This is a genomic window from Chryseobacterium hilariae, assembly GCF_051400735.1.
In the GTDB taxonomy this organism is placed as follows: Bacteria; Bacteroidota; Bacteroidia; order Flavobacteriales; family Weeksellaceae; genus Chryseobacterium.
On sequence record NZ_JBLFFJ010000007.1, the window covers coordinates 53,259 to 72,822 of the forward strand.

The following is a 19,564-nucleotide window of genomic DNA, read 5'->3' on the forward strand; positions in this document are numbered from 1 at the left end:
AAGACTTTGTAAATAAATTAAACCATGGATGATGTCTGTGGTTTTTTTGTAAATTCAAGCAAAAATTTAAGCATGAAAAACAGATATATTATTCTTCCTCTTTTGTTCGCCGGACTTCTGTCTGCGCAGACGAAAAATGATTTTGTAAGCCCCAATGAAAATCTTATTGCCGAAAACATCCTGCCTATTCCCAAAAACCTGAATCAGGCTATTAAAAAATATTCTGAAAGCAGAAATGCAGGTATTGCGGACATTCATCCTAATGGAAAAGAGATTATTGCTGTCACCCGTTTTGCATCTACCAATCAGCTTCACAGGATTTCTGTTCCAATGGGAGCGAGAAAGCAGATTACTTTCTTTGATGAACCTGTCGGTACGGCATCATACGAACCTGTAAAAGGAGATTATCTGATCTACGCAAAGGATACGGGAGGAAATGAATTCGGACAGCTTTTTAGGCTGGATCTGAAAACCCTGGAATCTAAGCTTCTTACAGATGGCGGAAGATCGCAGAATGGCGGAGTAACCTGGAAAAAAGACGGCTCAGGATTTTATTTTTCATCCACCAAAAGAAACGGCGGCGACAGGGATATTTATTATATGAATCCTTTAAAACCGGAAGGTACACAGCTGGTGCTGGAAGTAAAAGGCGGTGGCTGGGGAATCTCTGATCTTTCCGAAGACGGCAGAAAACTTCTGATTACAGAATATGTATCTGCTAATGACTCTTACCTGTATATGTATGATCTGGAAACTAAAAAACTGGAACCTATTACGGACAGAAAGGAAAAAGGAGTGGTGCAGGGTAATGCTTCTTTCAGTAAAAATCCTGACGAAATTTTCTATATTACGGACAGGGATAATGAATTCAGCAGACTGGCCGTTTTAAACTTAAAAACGAAGAAAACCGAATATCTTACCTCTCCCATTTCCTGGAATGTAGAAAATTATGATCTGTCTAAAGATAATACAAAGCTTGCCTTTGTAACAAATGAAAGCGGAATCAATAAGCTATATATCCTTGATACGGCAACTAAAAAATATGCGGCTGTAAGTCAAATTCCGGCTGGTTTGATTGGCGGTGTGAAGTTTTCCAATGACGGAAGATCCCTTTATTTTTCAAGATCTGCGGCAGATTCCGGTTCAGATGTTTATAAAATGGATATGGCCAGCCAAAACATAGAAAGATGGACAGAAAGTGAGCAGGGCGAAATGCAGCCAGCCGATATGTCTGTTCCCAAGCTTATAGAATGGAAAAGCTTTGACCAAATGAAAATCTCAGGCTTTTATTACCCTGCGGCCCCTAAGTTTACAGGAAAAAGACCAGTGATTATCAATATTCATGGTGGCCCGGAAGGTCAGTCCATGGCTTCCTCTATAGGATCTTCAAACTATTTTACCAATGAAATGGGAGTTGCTATGATCTATCCAAACGTAAGAGGTTCATCCGGTTTCGGAAAAACATTTATTGCCGCCGATAACTGGGACCTGAGAATGAATTCAGTGAAAGATATAGGTGCACTTCTTGATTGGATCGCCAAGCAGCCTGAACTGGATAAAGACAGGATCATGATCATGGGAGGAAGTTACGGAGGTTTTATGACTTTGGCCACGGCTTACGAGTATGCCGATAAGATCAGGTGTTCCGTAGATATTGTGGGAATCTCAGATTTTAATACCTTCCTTAAAAACACGGAAGAATACAGAAGAGACCTGAGAAGGGTAGAGTATGGCGACGAAAGAATTCCCAAAATGGCTCAATTCTTCACAAAAATTGCTCCTCTGAATAATATCGACAAAATCAAAAAACCAATGTTCATCATCCAGGGAACCAATGATCCCAGAGTTCCTGTGACGGAAGCTGTTCAGATGAGAGATAAGCTGAAAGCTCAGGGAAAAACAGTATGGTATCTGGAAGCTAAAAATGAAGGCCACGGATTCAGGAAAAAAGAAAATGTGGATTTTCAGCGTCTTGCCGTGATCAGATTCATGCAGGAATATCTGCTGAAATAACAGCAGCATAAAAACTGTCTATATTCTGGATGTATCAAAATAAAACCACAAAAGTCAGAAAATTTATATGCTTAAAGTATTTGAAAATTTGTGACTTTTGTGGTTTAAAATATTCTGTAACGACCATGAGAGTGTTGTACAGGGAAGAGAATGCGTTTTATTTCATTTCTTCATTAAGTTTATAACTGTCTTCTAAGAAATGATATTTGACAATTTTTCCGTTGACCACCTTAAAAATAACAACAAATTCGGTACTGAACACTTTGTCATATTTCAGTATTCTGGAGGATAATTGTCCTGCTACAGCAGCGTTTTCTCCTTCTACAGAAATAAAATCAATAGCAAAGCTTTCAGATTGTATGTTATTGTATAATTCTTGAAAAAACAGCTCTATTTCCTCACGGGTTTCTCTTTTTCCTGTCCATGGGAATTTATCCTTATTGCCGGGCAAATCCCAGTCTATATAATCTGCAAAAAGATCCACTATATTTCCTTCTTTCCTTCCGAACTGCAGATCATAGAATTCTTCAACCACATCCCTGGTCGAGGGTACTGAATTTTCTTTACCGGAGTCGTTCCTGAAAATAGCAAGCCTTTCGGTATCTTCCGATGTAAAATCCGGATCTACATAGATATGAACTCTTTTAATCAGTTCACCGTCAAATTCAAAAACATTGCAAAATTTACCAAAAGACGTATGATTGTCCGGCCATTCCTTACCAGACCTTGTGACTCCTTTTTCGTTACCTTCAACCACAATGACAGTATCTGAAAAAGTATACCTGAAATTTTGAATATCATGAGTAAGCTTCTCCAAATGCTTTCCTATGACCTTTCCGAAATTTTTAATTCCCTGTTTTCCTTTTTCAAATCCAAATTTAGGATAATACATTTCTACATCTTCAGCATAAAGATCAAAGTATTCATCATCAAATATTCCTGAATCTATCTTTTTAAAATAGGTTTCAATTTTGTTTTTTCTGATCTCATTTAAAGTCTTTTTTTCCATTTTATTTTACTTGTTAATTGATTTATATTTTTATTATTGTATTTTAAACCGATCGTTCCGTTATTGGATAAAAAAAATTATTTCCTGATTTGTTCCATTAAAAAATCAACCATTTCCGTTACTTCTTTTTTATTTTGCGTTAAGATATAATGACTCCAAAAACTACTGAAAGAAGCAAGAATATAACGGGCAATAACAGTTGAAGAACTTTCACTTCTGATATCTCCTTCTGCACGGGCCTGTAATATGGATCGCTCTAAAATCGCCTGCAGCACCTCAGCATTCTTCAGGATGAACTGCTTAACCTTCTGGTCTGAAGGAGCCACTTCAAAAATAGTTTTTACAATAAGACACGCTCTGTTATCTGTCAGTGTCTGATCTACAACATCCCGGATGATATATTCCAGAGATTCAATTCCTCTATCTTTTGCCTGTGATGATTTTGAGTATTGATTTTCTTTGAAGGCCGCATAATTCGACAGACATTTTAAAAATAAATCATGCTTATTGCCATAGGTATCATAGATACTGCTCCTATTCAGCTTCATGACAGCTACAATATCATGCATGGATGTCGTGTGGTATCCTTTTTCCCAAAAGAGGTTGCGCACTACTTCCAGTTTTTCTGTATAATCAAATTCCTTATTTCTTGGCATGAGACAAATATACAATTTAAACTGATCGTTCCAAATTAAATTCTCTGCTTTTTGAATCAGATAAGAAGAACAGCTACCAGATGTTTTGTTAAAATAATTCTAAAATCTGCATGTTTCTTAAAATTAACCTGATTATTTCAGGCTGTTTTCTTACATTTATTCTATGAATTTTGAGAGAACAGGGCTGGTTTTGTCAGGAGGCGGTACCAAAGGGATCGCCCATGCAGGAGTTTTAAAATTCTTGAACGAAAAAAATATAAACATTGATGTGCTGTCATGCTGCAGTGCTGGATCTATTGTAGGATGTTTGCATGCGGTGGGAAAAACGCCGGATGAAATCCTGGAATTCTTCAATTCGATTTATTTCTTCAACTGGAAACATTTTACCTTCAACCAACCGGGGTTGGTTTCTTCGGTGATTTTCAGTAATTATCTTAAGCCTATTTTTCATGATATGAAATTAGGAGATCTGAAAAAGGAAGTGAAAATTGTAGCCACAGAATTGGTTTCCGGAACCCAGAAAATATTTGATGAAAATTTTGAAGTGGTAGACGCTATTATTGCGTCATGTTCCATTCCGGGAGTTACAACACCATATATCATTGGTGAGGAAATGTACTGTGATGGCGGAGTGCTGAACAATTTTCCTGCAGATATCATCAGAGATGAATGCGATAAACTGATTGGTGTTTTCGTATCACCACCACATGATATTGATATTAAAGATCTGAAATCCATTAAAGCAATTGTTTCCCGTTCCTACGACCTTCTTTCCTATAGAGTGGAAAAAGGAAAATTCGATTACTGTGACTGGTTTATTTCCTCCCAGAAACTTTCCTCATACGGAACTTTTGAGCGCAAAAAAGACCGTCTGGAAGAAATCTTTAACATAGGATATAAAGCTGCTGAAGAAAGCTATGAAACAAGCAGTTTCCATACACAGCTGAGACAGTTTGGTTCGTAATATTAAAACTTTAATCAGTTCTTTTACTTTTATTGCTTCACTACAAACCCGTCCTGGCGCACAATTTCCTGATCATTCTCATCATTTACGGTCAGTGTGTAAGGTGCTTTGGAAGCTGAATCGGTAAGGTAATTTCTCCAGATCTGATAGGTGTGGCCCTTATTTACAAAATTGAAATAGTAATTTCCTCCGGAACCATCCGGGATAAGCTCACCGTCACTAATGATCATGCTTGGCTTTGACGTGAGCCTGGCATTGGCAGCCCATGACTGGTAAAGATATTTTCCATTAGGCTGTTTGTCGATCCTGATTTTAAATTTTTTCGTTTTGATGATCACTGTTTTCGGAATTTGCTGAGAAGGAAGTATCTCGCTGGAAACAGAAATGAAATTGGATGCTACCGGCTTTTCGATTGCATAAGCAAAAGAAAACTGAGCCATACAAAAGGCTCCTAATAAGATTCTTTTAATCATTGCACAATAGGTTATTGGTTAGATTAATAAACCCATCAAATATGAAGCCACGGGCCATTTATCGTAAGATGGTTTCCTTGATCCATACATTCAGCTCCATTGTGTTTCTAAGGGTTGTCAGGAACCATAAATTCGTTTTTTGTCTTTCAGAATATTGAGGTGAATATACATTTAAACCCTTTTTGAAACTAAAGAAGCTAAGGTGAACGTTATCCCTTAAAAAATCGAGCCGCCTGTCCAGCCACTTTCTATCATCTGTAGAACCGGACTCGTGATGCCTGATCAATACTTCAATGATAGAGGTGTCAATTCTTTCCGATTCTTTCAGCATTTTATCCAGGGCATTGGTCATTTTTTCATCATTGATAAAATTAATGTTGGGCAGATTTTCATCGTTATTCTGAAAAAGATGCTCAAATTCAATATCCTGAAGTAAGTAATGCGCTCCATGCATGATTTCTGATGTATGACTGTAGTCGTTATTATCTTTTACAACAAAAACTGCCGGGATATCCATTTTCAAACGGATGTATGCTTCAATTTTATGGTGTCCGTCCAAAACAAAGGCACAGCTCATCATTGGATCCAGATGGTAAAGACTGTAAAATACAACAGGTTTCGGGCGGCCTCCTTTTCTGATAAGATCCATGTAATATTCTATTCTTTTGGGATCTATGCTTTTACTTTCCAGCGTATACAGATAATTAAAATCCTGGAAAGGGTAGAACCAGCCGGAAAATCTCTGGTCAGAAGCATTTTCAGCAGCAGGTAAAGGTCTGGCCATATAAAACTTGGAATTGTCAAACGGGATTTTACCCAGATTGACCTGGTAACTGCCATTCTCAAAAAGGGTAAGGAAATCCTCAATTCCAGCCATGATCTCAGCTTCTGTTCCATCCGTAAGGGCATGGTTAAGACTGTCAGACAAAGTTATTTTCTCTTCTCCGGAGAGTTCTGATACCGCATAATATTCACCCACACTTCCTCTGGAATCCGGCCAGTTAACGGCCACAGGACGTCTGATGATTAAGCAGCTGGCAAAACCATCGTACAGAACTTTGATAATGTTCTGTCCGTGAGTGATGTGTATTTCCATGAGTAATTAAGAAACAGCCGTATAGCTCGCAAAAGCTTCTTCCAGACTGTCGAATCTGCCTTTAAATTCATCAATAGGGCAGTCCTGAAGAATATTTCCCTTATGAATCAGAATGACACGTGAGCAAAGCGCTTCCACTTCCTGCATAATATGAGTAGACAGAAGTACTGTTTTCTGTTGCCCGATTTCTTTCACTACATTTCTTATCTCAATAATCTGGTTAGGATCCAGGCCGTTGGTTGGTTCATCCAGGATCAACAGGTCCGGCTGATGAATGATGGCCTGCGCAAGACCAACCCTCTGTTTATATCCTTTAGACAGCTGCCCGATCTTTTTTGACTTTTCCGGAGTAATTCCCACAAGCTCAATCACTTCATCTACTCTGGCTGCAGATATTTGATGGATGTTAGCAACAAACTGAAGGTATTCTTTTACATACATTTCCAGGTATAACGGATTGTTTTCGGGAAGAAAACCTATTTTTTTCTTGCTTTCGATCTCGTTTTCGGAAATATTCATTCCGTTAAAGATAATTTCGCCCTGATCAATTTTCAATGCCCCGACAATAGATTTCATCAGTGTGGATTTTCCGGCTCCGTTAGGACCCAAAAGGCCAATGATTTCATTTTTATCAATAGAAATATTGATGTTGTTTAGTGCAGTCTGTTCCCCAAATTTCTTGGTTAAATTGATTATCTGAAGCGGCATAATAAATAATGTCTTTATGCAAAAGTAAAAAATAAAAAACTCATTTCGTAATGTACGGTTGCGTAATATTAGAAATAATAGTGGTATATCCGGGATTTATCTTAAAAATAAAAAACTCATCCGGGTGAATGAGTTTAGTATTATTGAAAAATAAATATGATTATTTTCTTGATTTTTTGTTTTTACTGCCGCTGTTTGATGCTGGTGCTGCAGTGGATGCCTGATTTGAGGAAGATTTTGTACCATTAATCTGGTGCATGGTAGCAGGCTTCTCATACATCGCGGATTTACCGTTTGTTCTTCCAAATACTTTATCTACCTGCTTTTTGGTTAAAAATTGTGATTTTCCAACATACTTCCGGTTTTTATTGATGTATTGGATAAACTGTACAGTCGGCTGGCCGTAATTCTTCTCGTAATGAAGTTCAACAATATCATTAGGAAGTTCCAGGATGATGTTTTCGTCCGGGGAGGATATGAACCCGTCCATGAGCAGTTTATACAGGCCGGATACATCGCTGTTCAGATTCTGGAAGGAAAAAGACCTTATCGTATTCAGGTTACTTGTATTCAGGTCCTGGTAGTTGATGGTAAATTTATCCTCTTTTTTATATAAACCTACGGAATTATCTTTGCCAATTTCCACCAAGCTTTCATTTTTCAACACTTTAATCTGTGAGAAAACTGAAATACCGAACATGCATGTAATGAGTAGAATTATTTTTCTCATGTGGAAGGGATTTTAATGTTTTATAAATTTGTGTCTTAAAATTACTAATAAAAAGTTTCAAAGCAATTTTATTATTTCAAACAAAAGTAAGATTTTTTTTTAATATCCATGATGGGAAAGCTGTTGATATTATGCATGCCATTGCATGCGGGAAGGTTTGCAAATCATTTGGTGGCAGACGTTTATAAGTTATCTGCATCATTTCCAAAATATTAAATAAGCTGAATAAGCTTTTTAATGTTGTAAACTATTAATTAACGGGACTTTAAATTATTCTGAGTTTATTTAGTGTCCGTAGCTGACCACTCTTGAAATTTTCCACCCGTCAGGAGTCTTTTTCCAGACGTGAACAAACTTAAATGTTCCACAGTTGGCCAGAGAGCTGTTTTGCTTTTCAATTTGTTCAGAGATAATTAATTAAGTTTCAAAAGCTGCGAAATATAAAGTTTCTGAATGAACAGACTATTACAAAAGTGCCTGCTTTCAAAAAATATGAGTGATCAGCATTATAATGTTGATAAAGCTATATAATTTGTAATTTTATCCTTTCATTAGTATAATTTTCCAATATGAATATTCTACATCAGGATCAAAGCTTTATTATCCGCCAATTTTCAGTTGAAGAACAAAACCTGTTTTGTGACCTTTTTGAAGATGCGGAGGTTACCAAATATCTTCCTTATCGTTCACCTGAACAGTATATAGAAATGTTCGAAATAGCCCTGGAGGATTACCTTGAAGGCCCGTTTGGCCGTTTTGGAATATTTGATTCCGAAAATAATGATTTTATCGGAATGTGCCTGGCCAGGAACTTTGCAGATGCCACCGGTCAGGTTGAAATAGGATATACTTTAAGTAAAAAATATTGGGGGAAAGGAATAGCAACAGAAGTGAGCCGTGCTCTCATAAAATATTGCTTTTTAAAGACTGAGACAAATGAAGTTGTAGCCGTAACTGATCTTGATAACATCGGTTCACAAAAAGTATTGGAAAAAGCAGGTTTTGTGCGTTCGGATAACCTGAAAAGAGCAGATGGTGAATTAGCTTATTATATTGTTAAACGCAGTTAAAACCGTACTCTGAAAGATAAAATCCCCGTGAAGAATCAGAGGGATTTCGAAGATACAATTCGATGACATGAACATGAAGGTACTATTTCTATAGCAACAATGGTTGAAATTTGTTTTTAATAATTGACACATTTGCTATAAGAGAAATTTGGATAATCAATGTATCCTTTGTCTCCACCGTGATAAAAAGTCTCCTCATCCCAATCTGCCAGCGGAAGATCATTTTTTATACGTTCTGCCAAATCAGGATTTGAAATATAAAGTTTGCCAAAGGCGACCAAATTGACAAGCCCTGTTTGCAAAATCTCTTCAGCTGTTTTTACCGTAAAGCCACCTGCAATCATGATGATATTTTTAAAACGCTGTCTCGCATTCTCTAAAAAGCTCAATGGAATTGAAGGTTTTCCATCAGCTACCGCATTAGAAAAGTGAACATACAAAATATCCAGTTTCTGTAGTTCATCAAGGATGTATTCGTGGGTTGCCAGTTCCTCAGGATAAGTCTTCAGATCATAAATTTCGCGGAAAGGGGAAAGTCTTATACCTACTTTATTCTTACCAATTGCTGCAATAACTTCCTGCATGACTTCAAAAAGAAACCTCGTTCTGTTTCCCATACTTCCGCCATATTCATCCGTTCGGGTATTGCTCAGAGGATTGATGAACTGGTCGATCAGAAAGCCATGAGCTGCATGAATTTCAACACCGTCAAATCCCGCTTCCATTGCGTTGATAGCTGCTTCTTTAAAAACTTTTACCCAAACCGGAATCTCTTCCGTGCTGATAGCATCAGGGATGGTCATGCTTTGATAACTGTTATCAGGAATACGGATAGTTTCATTCACAGGTATGGCAGACGGTGCTACCAATGGCTCATTATTTTGGATGGCCGGATGGCCAACACGGCCTGACTGTACCAACTGGGCAAATATTTTTCCGCCTTTTGCATGGACTCCTTCCACCACTTTTTTCCAGGCCAATTTCTGTTCTTCGGTATATATTCCCGGGGTGTTTATATAGGCTCCGCCGTTAGAGGAAACAGCAATGTTATCCGAGATTAATAATCCGGCACCGGCTCTCTGCTGATAATAGGTAATCATGGATGGTGACGGGATGCCTTTAATGGCTCTTCTACGGTTCATGGGAGCCATTACGACTCTGCTGGAAAGGGAAATGTTTTCGCTGATTAATGAGGTGGTTAACTTTTTCTGTATCATATTTTTTTGACAAAATTAACACGAACCAAGAGGTAAAAACAGGGATATCGGGCGGTTTTTTTTGTACATTTCGGGTAATGAAAACTAAACATTTACATAAACCTTTAGATATATTTGTATCCGATATGGAACACTGGCGTGAACGTCCGCTGATCTATCAGTTCTTCGAAATTGTACAGATCATAGACGGTGAAGGCATCAGGATTATTAATGAAAACAAGTTTCCATATACTAAAGGCAGTATTTTTTTATTTACCCCGCTAGACTGCAGAGGCTTTGAGAGCACTACCCATACCCGCTATTGTTCCATCCGGTTTTCCGCAGTCTTTCTTGAACAGTACAAAACCAAACACGAAAAAGAAAGAGTCATAGAATGGTTAAAGCAGCTGGAAACTATTTTCACGCATCACAACCGCTTTGAGCAGGTATTGATTAAAGATGAGAGAGACTGCAACATGATAGCTTCATTAATTGAAAATATGGTCATAGAATACAACAACAAGCCTTCTTATTTTGATGAAAACTTGCAGCATTTGGTCGTTCTTGTGTTAAATGTCATTTCTCGTAACGTTAATCCTCAACAGGTTATATCAGATACAACCATGGATGAACCTTTGATTAATAAAATACTCGTTTATCTGCACCAGAATATACACAGTCCTAAGAATTTAAGAATAAAACATCTTGCAGAACAGTTTAACCTGTCGGCAAATTATATCGGCGAATATTTTAAGAACCTCACCGGAGACAGCTTACACTGTTATCTCACTCAGTATAAAATGAATATTGTAGAACAGCGGCTAATCTACAGTGAATATTCAATAGGACAGATTGCAGACGATTTAGGGTTTTCTGATGAAAGTCATTTAAGCAGACAGTTCAAAAAGCATAAAGGAATGACTGCTGCTGCTTTCCGGAAACAGTTTAAAAGCTAAAGAAAAAAACTGCTTACAAATTTGAAAATCCGGTTATAAAAATTTCTTTTTCGTATCACAAAATTTCCTTTTCGTATCATTTGATGATAAGCATAATATTACTTTTGAAAGAATACAATCCGTCATTACCGCTATTATGAAAAAATGTCTGTTATTCTTAATATCTTTCCTGATCCCGGGCCTATCACTTGCACAGGAATATCATCCACTGACTCCTCAGGAAGCAGAAAAGAGATTACTGCCTCAGTTTCAGGTGATAGATAACACTCCGATCCGGAATATTACGTTTGAAGAAGTGAAAAAAGACCGCAAAATTCAGGCAGAAATGCCTTGGCCGGAACTGAAAAACAAAGACAGCGTTGATGTAACCCAGTCTAAAATTCCAGGACTGAATGCCAAAGATCCTGAAATCCCGGTAACGATTTATAAACCCAAAAACGCGAAAAATCTTCCCTTGTTTCTTTGGTTCCACGGGGGTGGTTTTGTATATGGAACACCCAAATGGGATCATCAGAGGTGTGCAGGTTATGCTTTGAAAGGAAATACTGTTGTTATCAATATAGATTACCGTTTCGCTCCGGAAAATCCTTTTCCAGCAGCCCTCCATGATGCTTATGCCTCATTATTATGGGGCAATGAAAATGCAGGAAATATAGGTGGAAATCCAAACCTCATTGCAGTGGGAGGTTCCAGCGCGGGAGCCGCTATAGCCGGAGGTCTGACACAATATACAAGAGATCAGAAAGGTCCGAAAATTAGTTTACAGGTTTTGGAAATTCCGCCGGGGGATTTCAGAATGGACTATCCATCGGTTATTGAATTTAAAAGAATCCGGGGTCTTAAAAGTGATGATTTTCCAGTTTTAAAAGACTTCTATATAGGGAAAAATAGCAATTCAAAAGAAAAATATGTGTTGCCTGGGAACATTAAAGATGTCTCTAATCTTCCGCCAGCTGTAGTTTTTGTTGCCGGAACAGATCCTTTACGGGACAGTGGTATCGCTTATGCAGATCGTCTGATAAAAGAAGGTATTTTTACCGAATTACATGTCTTTGCAGGCTATGCCCACGGAATGCCACTCCCGGAAAGCATGGAAATCACGCTGAGAATGATGAATCAGTTCCTTAAATAATCAGGACAGGGATGAGGCAAAAATCTGGATTTCAAACTGTCACAGAATAATATTCTATAGATCCGGATAAAGAAAAAATAATTTCCTTAATATTGATGTAAGATCATAGGATTAACAGAAATAACAAGGCTCCTTTTCAGGAAAGCCGTCTGACTGTGAATCATATTTTAAAACTAAAATAATGCAGTATTCAAAAAAAATACCCTTAATTCTTGTTTTATTTTCTTCAGTTGTATTTTCCCAGGCTTATAAAACTTCTTCAACAGTTTTACCGGGAAAGGAATTTCCGAGAATAGACTCTGAGAAAAAAGTAGAATTTCGTGTTTACTTTCCGGATGCAAAATCTGTAATTTTAGATGGAGGAGACGGGATGAAAAGTATAAAATCTTCCGTTTCCAAAGATAAAGATGGCTTTTGGAACATTTCCACGACACCTATGGAAATAGGCTTTCATTATTACTGGTTCAATGTGGATGGCCAGCGTACCAACGATCCCAATACGCAGCTGTATTTCGGGTACGGCCAGCCGACCAGTGGAATTGAAGTTCCTTCCGCTGAAGATTTTTTCCTGGAAAAAAATGTAAAGCATGGGAAAATCATTAATGATAGTTTAAACTCACAAATTACCCAGGGTAAACGGAATTTTAAAGTATATCTTCCTCCCAATTACGGTGCTAAAAAATTACCTGTTTTATATCTGTACCACGGTACCGGGGAAGATATTACAGGCTGGGAAAAGCAAGGGTATATCCTTAACATTTTAGACAATCTTTTCGCAGAAAAAAAAGCACGGGAAATGATAGTGGTGATGGACTATGGGGTTGCCCTGAATCCCGAACAGGAAAAAATGCCTGATAACTATCCCAGAACGGTACTTTCTTCCAAAAATCTTGATAAAATCATTACTCGGGAACTGATTCCTTATATTGAGAAAAAATATAAAACTTCAGGTAAAAAAGCCATCGCAGGACTTTCCCGTGGCAGCTATCAGGCTATGCTTATTGGTACTTCTCATCCTGAAGCATTTTCGGCGATCGGAGCATTTAGTCCTGTGATCTATGAAGGAACTGAGGCAGAACCCTTTAAAGAACTTCCCATCGGAAACTTACTGAAATCCAAGAAAAAACCTTACTTCTTCATCGGAATCGGGGAAAAAGAAGACGTAATGTTTTTTAAATTTAATCAATTATTGACGGATTTTTTAAACCAGAATAATTATCCTTATTTCCAATATAAATCTCCTGAAACCTACCATGAATGGCTTACGTGGAGAAGATCTCTTTATCAGTTTACCCAGAAGATTTTTAAATAAAAAACATGATATTTGTCATGTTTTAAAATTTTATTAACTTACACCAATAAATTACCGTTGTATGGAATTACTCCTTCCTTATCTGGAGCCAAATGGTTTTAAACAAGGTCTGATGCAGGATTACAGGTTTTGTGATAAAGATTTCCTGAACTCTACTGTTCTGGAAATGCCGGAGGATTTAGGAACCGGGAAGCTGATACTTTTCAACAAAAGGAATTTTCATTTTTTCCGCGGAACATGGAACTTTCATGAAGAAACTATTTTCCATTCTCCACATAAAGTCGGTGACAACGGAATGATGGATTTCCGGATCAATAAAGAAGGGAAGATCAGCAGTAATTTTATCAATAATGAAAAAGAATTTGAGCACAATACGACAGATATTGACGGGGTAAGAATTTTTGTCCCGAAAAGTATCTTTCCAAAAGATAACGGACTGCTGAAAGAGAAGCTGGAAAATGCACAGCGCAATTATATGAGCCAGGATAAGCTCAAAACTATTTTCGATACTCCGTTTGATGATGCTTCCTGCAGTATCATTCTCGAAAGCAGGATTCTGGAATTCTTGAGTTACTGGATTCATTATCTTCTTTCTGATGAAAAAACCTTTGAGCATAAAAAGGCATTTGAAGACAAAATAAAACTGGCGAAAGATTTTGTGGATACCAACACATTCCAGACCTTGGCCATCAGGGAAATCAGCCGTTACTGTGGGCTCAACAGCAGTGATCTGAAAAAAGGATTTAAAGACTATACCCAATTGCCTATCCATCAATACATCATTAAAGCCAGAATGGAAACAGCCCGTTCCATGCTTCTGGAAACCGAAAAATCGGTAGGAGAGATCAGCGATTTTATCGGGTATAATAACCGTGGGCATTTTTCCCAACTTTATCTCCGTCATTTTGGGAAGCTTCCTTCCGAAGAACGTCTGTAAAACTTAAACACTTTTATACGGAATATCGTGAATGTCTGTTATACCTGACATTTGCTTGAAGTTACATTTTTATACACTTGGAAAAAATTTCCTTTTCGTATCACGGAATTTCCTTTTCGTGTCAGCACCTGTTCAGCATATCATTAATTTGGAGTTAAGATTAGTTCATATGAAATATCCTTTAACCAAGGCCCTTTTCATATCAACATTAACTCAATATGAACAAAATTATGCTGAACTTATCAATTTTAGTGGAAGAAAGTGCAAGAAGAGATCCGGGAAAGCCCGCTTTAAGCCTTGGAGACACTACAGCCAATTATAGAATCTTCCATGAAAAAATCTGTCAGGCGGCCAATGCATTGACAAAAAAAGGAATAGGTTACGGAGACAAAATTGCTTTGCTTTGTCCTAATATTCCTCAATTCCCGGTTATTTTTTTTGCCATATTAAAGACCGGAGCAACTGTTGTTCCACTTAGTATTTTTCTTAAGCCTGAAGAGATTGCCTATCAGCTGTCCGATTCTGACAGTAAAATGTTTCTGTGTTTTGCAGGAACTCCGGAAATGCCTGTTGGAAAATTCGGGAAAGAAGGCTTTGATAAAAGTGCAGCATGCAAAGACTTTATCAGTATAGGACATATAGCAGAAGATATCCGGAATTTTGATGATTTCATTAAAGATGAAAAAACAGATTTCGAATCTTACATGACCTCATCAGAAGATACGGCCGTCATCATTTATACTTCAGGAACTACAGGAAAACCAAAAGGGGCGGAGCTTTCGCATATTAATCTTTTTACCAATGCAGAAGCAAGCACCAGCATAATCGATTCTGCTGAATTTGAAGCCCAGTTAGTTGTTTTGCCATTATTTCACATTTTTGGTTTAACGGTGATGATGCTTGCAGGAATCCGGAGATCACTTCATCTGATCCTGATGCCAAAATTTGATGCCAAAATGGTTTATCAGCTCATTAGCCGTTTTGATACCAGAATTTTTGCCGGCGTTCCTTCCATGTATTGGGCACTTTTGAATGAAGAAGATACCGATGAAAACAGAAGCATCATTAAACAATTAAGAATATGTGTTTCCGGTGGAGCTTCTCTTCCTGTAAAAATCATTGACGAATTTGAAACCCGTTTTGGCGTTCCCATTATTGAAGGATATGGAATGTCCGAAGGCTCTCCTGTGGTGACATTCAATCAGCTGGCAGTGGGACGAAAGCCCGGTTCTATCGGAACTCCAATCTGGGGAGTTGAAGTAAAGATTGTAGATGATCAGTGTAATGAGCTTCCGGCTGGTGAAAAAGGAGAACTTATCTATCGCGGTCCCAATGTGATGAAAGCCTATTACAAAAGGCCTGAAGAAACTCAGGAAGTTCTGAAGAACGGATGGATGTTTTCCGGAGACATCGCAGTAAAGGATGAGGATGGTTTTTTCTTCATCGTTGACCGTAAAAAAGAAATGATTATCCGGGGCGGAATGAACGTTTATCCCCGTGAAGTAGAGGAAGTGATGATGAGAAATCCTGATGTTTCCATGGTGGCCATCATCGGAATTGATGATGAAAAACTGGGTGAAGAAATTAAAGCATTTGTAGTAAGAAAAAAAGAAAGCAACGCTTCCGAAGAAGATATCAGGCAGTGGACAAAAGAAAGAATTGCCAAATATAAATATCCTAGAATTATCGAATTTATAGACGAGATGCCTTTAAGCGCTACAGGAAAAATACTTAAAAAGAATTTAAAAAAACAACTGAAATGAATTATTTTAAAATCGCAGCCCTGTCCATTACATTATTGACAGTAAGCTGTTCAACACAAAATGTTGAAAACACCAAAACGGTTTCTGTAAGCCAGAAAGAAGAAAAAATTACCGGTATACAATACGGTTCACACGAAAGAAACGTAATGGATGTTTATCTACCTGCAGACAGAAGCCCGAAAACCGCCTTTCTTGTTAACATCCACGGAGGAGCCTGGACGCAAGGTGACAGGACATATGATGGTAAAATTTCCGAATATCTTCTCTCACAGGGAATTGCTGTTGCCAATCTCAATTACCGTTATGCCAATCTTACCGATACCCATCTTCCTGAACTTTTAGATGATATTGATAACGTTGTAAAATATCTTTCTTCCCATGCCAATGAATGGAATACCAGAAAAAACGGGTTTTCAATTTCCGGAGGGAGCTCCGGTGCCCATGTTTCGCTGATGTATGCCTATACAAAAAATCCTCAGATCAAAACCATCATAGAAATGTGCGGTCCCGTAGATTTTACAGATGTTCAGACTCTGACGTATGTAAAAGCAGCTAACCTTTTGGAGGTTCTGGATAAAATGTCAGGAAACAAAGTAGTCTGGAAACCCGGTGATGCGATCCCGGAAGCTTACGCTAAAACCAGTCCTGTAAAATTTGTCAATCAGATTCCCACAATGATTATTCATGGCGATAAGGATGAGGTAGTTCCTATCCAGCAGGCTTATATTCTGGAAAAAGCACTGAAAGCAAAAGGTGTTCAGCACAAATTGGTGGTAGTTCCCGGAGCAGGACATCTCATTACAAAATTACCGGCGGATGAGCAGATGGTATTCACTCATGTGGCGGAATGGCTTAAAAAGTATGGCACAAATTAATGATTATAATATTATGAAGACTACATTTTTAAATACAAAAATCACGGTAGCAGTAATATTCCTGGCAACCTTTTCCAATCTAACAGCCCAGAAAAAAGAAACTGACACAGCAAAAACAAAAGATATTGATGAGGTGATCATGACCGGAGTATTTGATAAACGGACAAGAATGAATGCACCCGTTGCGATCTCTGTTCTGAAAAGCGATGTCATTGAAAAACAGGTTCCCAACAGTGCTGCGGACCTGCTCAAAAATGTCCCCGGAGTCTATGTGAATTCATCCTTGGGGGAAATCAGGAATAATGTAAGCTCCAGAGGAATCAGTGCCGGTTCTTCAGACGGTACGTTTGCTTACGAATATATATCTATGCAGGAAGACGGCTTGCCGGTAACTAATACTACTTATTATAATTACGGTCCCGACTTTTTTCTAAGAGCAGATGCGACCATTTCCCAAATTGATGCAGTAAGAGGAGGCCCTGCTTCTATTACGGCTGCCAATGCACCGGGCGGAATTTTCAATTATATTTCCAAAACAGGCGGCAATAAATTCGGAGGTGAGATCCGGGCCAAATATGGAGTTCAGGGAGCAGATAATTCCGGATATCACAGAATTGATGCCAACTTTGGTGGGCCTTTGGGAGACAACTGGTTTTTTAATATCGGCGGCTTTTACCGATACGATTTAGGGGCCAGATATGCCGGATATCCTTTTAATAATGGAGGACAGGTAAAAGCAAATATTGTAAAAAAATACAATAAAGGAAGTCTGAAAGTATTTCTAAAGTATCTAGACGACAAAAATGGCTATGCCCAATTGGTTCCTACAAGAAATTATACAGATCCAGAGCCGGCAGAAGGGTTCAGCAGCAGTTCATCCTTGCTGATTCCGAAACTACAGTATAATTCTCCGGATTTTATTCATGGAGGGAATATAGATTATAACTCAGGCCGTCTGGTTAGTAATAAATACCGTTCCGTAGGACTGAACTGGGACCATAATCTTGGAAATGGCTGGAAGCTTTTCCTGGCAAGCAAATATTCTGATAATGATGTGGTGCAGAACAGCGTAGGAAATTCTTTTCTTACATCGCTGGATGATATGACTTCTTATTTTTTAGTCGGCGGACTGGGAGTGGGAACTTATTCTTTTAAGGATGCACTTACAGGCCAGGAGCTTGCCAGTGTGAATGCCGCCCTGGGAGCCGGAGGATTGCCTGTTTACCAGATCACCAAGAATCAGTTGCCGGGTCAGTCTATTCAGAATAATTCATTTGTAATGTCAGCCCTTAATTTTTATGAAAATAAAGTGAAGGAATCTATGAACCAGTTGACTATCAATAAAAAATGGAATACTATGAATTTCTCATTTGGCGGTTATTACGGCTACTCGGATGTATGGCGATTTTCAGGAATTAATGGGATTGGGCTTACCACCTTAGAGAACAGGCCAAGAATGATGACTTTAAGCTTAACAGGGGTTACCACTTTAGATTTTACAAAACCCGGTGTGTATCAGCTGACTAATAATGATGGCTTTGCACAGGCAGCCGGAAGCACGGGAGATTTACTGGAATTCAAAGCTAAACAGCAGCAGGGTGCCGTGTTTTTCGGACATACCTGGGATATTACGGATCACCTGACGCTGGATTGGGGAATACGGTATGAAAAAGTCTGGATCAAAGGGGATAATACCCGAACCTACCTGTTTTCAGATAAAAACGGAGGTACAGATAACAGCATTTATACCCTTTACAATAATAATGCTTTGACAAAACTTACTAACGTTGTTTATAGCAGACAGCCGGAAAACTTTTCCTATTCAGCTGCAGTGAACTATAAATTTAATAATAACCTCGCCGTATATGCCAGATATTCCAAAGGAAGCAAATCTCCGGACCTTGACATGTTCTTTGCGGCCAACAGACCGGAAACCATAGGTTTACTCGATCCGCAATCCAGAAAAACGCAGCAGGTGGAAATGGGGTTTAAGGCTAAAACAACCTATTTCGATGCTTTTGTAACCCCGTTTTACAGTTTACTGAGCAATGTTCCCTACAGCTTTCTGGCAGATGACGGAAAGGGCGGGTTTTATACAACCCCTTCACTATACAATAAGAATGAAACCTATGGTATTGAACTGGAAACCAATATAAGACCCACCGATAATTTCAGTGTCAGGGCTGTGCTTACATTACAAGACCCAAAAGTGAAGGAAGGCTATCTGTGGAACCTGGGAAGCGCTCCCGGGCCATCGGATGATACGGTATCTTCATATTCAGGAACTACTATTGCCTATACACCGAAAATTATGGCCAATATAACTCCCAATCTGAAAATTGGTAAAGCATTCGGATTTGTAACCTGGAATTATATGGGGAAAAGGGAAGGTAGTAATACCAATGTTTACAAATTGCCGGGATTTTCACAGTTTGATCTGGGACTTGGATACAATTTAAATGAAAATCTAAACATGTTGATCAATGTAAACAATGTATTTAATAAATATGGAGTAATGAGCTACCAGAGACCGGGAACTCTTCAGCAACAGCTTGCCGGCTTCGAAAACTTTACCCAGGCCGAATATGCTTCTGCAGTGGCTAATAATACTCCTTATTTTACAATTGCAATTCCGCCCACTTCCGGATATTTTACGGTAACTTATAAATTTTAA

General features: G+C 38.4%; 17 protein-coding genes. 10 read left to right on the top strand and 7 right to left on the bottom strand.

What is annotated here, in order from left to right; translation table 11 throughout:
* Window positions 1-72: 72 nt before the first annotated feature.
* Window positions 73-2,013, top strand: coding sequence for an alpha/beta hydrolase family protein (locus tag ACMGDK_RS18395; protein WP_436809270.1), 1,941 nt, complete (start codon window positions 73-75; stop codon window positions 2,011-2,013).
* A 157-nt stretch (window positions 2,014-2,170) separates the two neighbouring features.
* On the opposite strand, the gene ACMGDK_RS18400 is transcribed toward ACMGDK_RS18395, so the two are convergent.
* Together ACMGDK_RS18400 and ACMGDK_RS18405 are read right to left on the bottom strand one after the other, a co-directional pair.
* Window positions 2,171-3,022 carry a nuclear transport factor 2 family protein gene (locus ACMGDK_RS18400; protein ID WP_436809271.1) on the bottom strand — a complete coding sequence of 284 codons (852 nt, stop codon included), beginning with the start codon at window positions 3,020-3,022 and terminating at the stop codon, window positions 2,171-2,173.
* A 77-nt stretch (window positions 3,023-3,099) separates the two neighbouring features.
* Window positions 3,100-3,678 carry a TetR/AcrR family transcriptional regulator gene (locus ACMGDK_RS18405; RefSeq protein ID WP_436809272.1) on the bottom strand — a complete coding sequence of 193 codons (579 nt, stop codon included), beginning with the start codon at window positions 3,676-3,678 and terminating at the stop codon, window positions 3,100-3,102.
* Window positions 3,679-3,841: 163 nt separating this feature from the next.
* On the opposite strand from ACMGDK_RS18405, the gene ACMGDK_RS18410 reads away from it, so the two are divergent.
* Window positions 3,842-4,642: a patatin-like phospholipase family protein gene (locus ACMGDK_RS18410; protein ID WP_436809273.1), complete on the top strand. Its 801-nt coding sequence runs from the start codon at window positions 3,842-3,844 to the stop codon at window positions 4,640-4,642.
* Window positions 4,643-4,671: 29 nt separating this feature from the next.
* Here ACMGDK_RS18410 and ACMGDK_RS18415 read toward each other — a convergent pair whose 3' ends face one another.
* The 4 genes from ACMGDK_RS18415 to ACMGDK_RS18430 form a co-directional block, all read right to left on the bottom strand.
* The gene (locus ACMGDK_RS18415) at window positions 4,672-5,115 is read right to left on the bottom strand and encodes a hypothetical protein (RefSeq protein ID WP_436809274.1); all 444 of its coding nucleotides are present in this window, start codon (window positions 5,113-5,115) and stop codon (window positions 4,672-4,674) included.
* Between the two features lie 58 nt (window positions 5,116-5,173).
* Entirely contained in the window at window positions 5,174-6,211 is a 1,038-nt protein-coding gene (locus ACMGDK_RS18420; protein WP_436809275.1) for a hypothetical protein, read from the bottom strand.
* 6 nt (window positions 6,212-6,217) lie between these two features.
* Window positions 6,218-6,919, bottom strand: a complete 702-nt coding sequence (locus ACMGDK_RS18425; protein WP_436809276.1) for an ABC transporter ATP-binding protein — start codon at window positions 6,917-6,919, stop codon at window positions 6,218-6,220.
* A 160-nt stretch (window positions 6,920-7,079) separates the two neighbouring features.
* A complete protein-coding gene (locus tag ACMGDK_RS18430) occupies window positions 7,080-7,649 on the bottom strand; it encodes a hypothetical protein (protein ID WP_436809277.1) in 570 nt (189 codons plus the stop codon).
* Between the two features lie 569 nt (window positions 7,650-8,218).
* Between ACMGDK_RS18430 and ACMGDK_RS18435 the strand changes: the two genes are divergently transcribed.
* Window positions 8,219-8,719, top strand: a complete 501-nt coding sequence (locus ACMGDK_RS18435; protein WP_436809278.1) for a GNAT family N-acetyltransferase — start codon at window positions 8,219-8,221, stop codon at window positions 8,717-8,719.
* 116 nt (window positions 8,720-8,835) lie between these two features.
* Here ACMGDK_RS18435 and ACMGDK_RS18440 read toward each other — a convergent pair whose 3' ends face one another.
* Complete coding sequence (locus tag ACMGDK_RS18440; RefSeq protein ID WP_436809279.1) at window positions 8,836-9,936, bottom strand: alkene reductase; 1,101 nt, start codon at window positions 9,934-9,936, stop codon at window positions 8,836-8,838.
* A gap of 77 nt (window positions 9,937-10,013) precedes the next feature.
* Here ACMGDK_RS18440 and ACMGDK_RS18445 point away from each other — a divergent pair, with 77 nt between their 5' ends.
* From ACMGDK_RS18445 to ACMGDK_RS18475, 7 genes are all read left to right on the top strand, one after another.
* Complete coding sequence (locus ACMGDK_RS18445) at window positions 10,014-10,871, top strand: AraC family transcriptional regulator (protein WP_436809280.1); 858 nt, start codon at window positions 10,014-10,016, stop codon at window positions 10,869-10,871.
* Window positions 10,872-11,007: 136 nt separating this feature from the next.
* Entirely contained in the window at window positions 11,008-12,003 is a 996-nt protein-coding gene (locus ACMGDK_RS18450) for an alpha/beta hydrolase (protein WP_436809281.1), read from the top strand.
* A gap of 181 nt (window positions 12,004-12,184) precedes the next feature.
* Window positions 12,185-13,315: an alpha/beta hydrolase-fold protein gene (locus ACMGDK_RS18455; RefSeq protein WP_436809282.1), complete on the top strand. Its 1,131-nt coding sequence runs from the start codon at window positions 12,185-12,187 to the stop codon at window positions 13,313-13,315.
* Window positions 13,316-13,376: 61 nt separating this feature from the next.
* Window positions 13,377-14,252: a helix-turn-helix transcriptional regulator gene (locus tag ACMGDK_RS18460; protein WP_436809283.1), complete on the top strand. Its 876-nt coding sequence runs from the start codon at window positions 13,377-13,379 to the stop codon at window positions 14,250-14,252.
* Between the two features lie 230 nt (window positions 14,253-14,482).
* The gene (locus ACMGDK_RS18465; protein WP_436809284.1) at window positions 14,483-16,015 is read left to right on the top strand and encodes a long-chain-fatty-acid--CoA ligase; all 1,533 of its coding nucleotides are present in this window, start codon (window positions 14,483-14,485) and stop codon (window positions 16,013-16,015) included.
* Complete coding sequence (locus tag ACMGDK_RS18470) at window positions 16,012-16,890, top strand: prolyl oligopeptidase family serine peptidase (RefSeq protein ID WP_436809285.1); 879 nt, start codon at window positions 16,012-16,014, stop codon at window positions 16,888-16,890. The genes ACMGDK_RS18465 and ACMGDK_RS18470 overlap by 4 nt, the downstream gene beginning before the upstream one ends.
* The gene (locus ACMGDK_RS18475; protein WP_436809286.1) at window positions 16,877-19,564 is read left to right on the top strand and encodes a TonB-dependent receptor domain-containing protein; all 2,688 of its coding nucleotides are present in this window, start codon (window positions 16,877-16,879) and stop codon (window positions 19,562-19,564) included. The genes ACMGDK_RS18470 and ACMGDK_RS18475 overlap by 14 nt, the downstream gene beginning before the upstream one ends.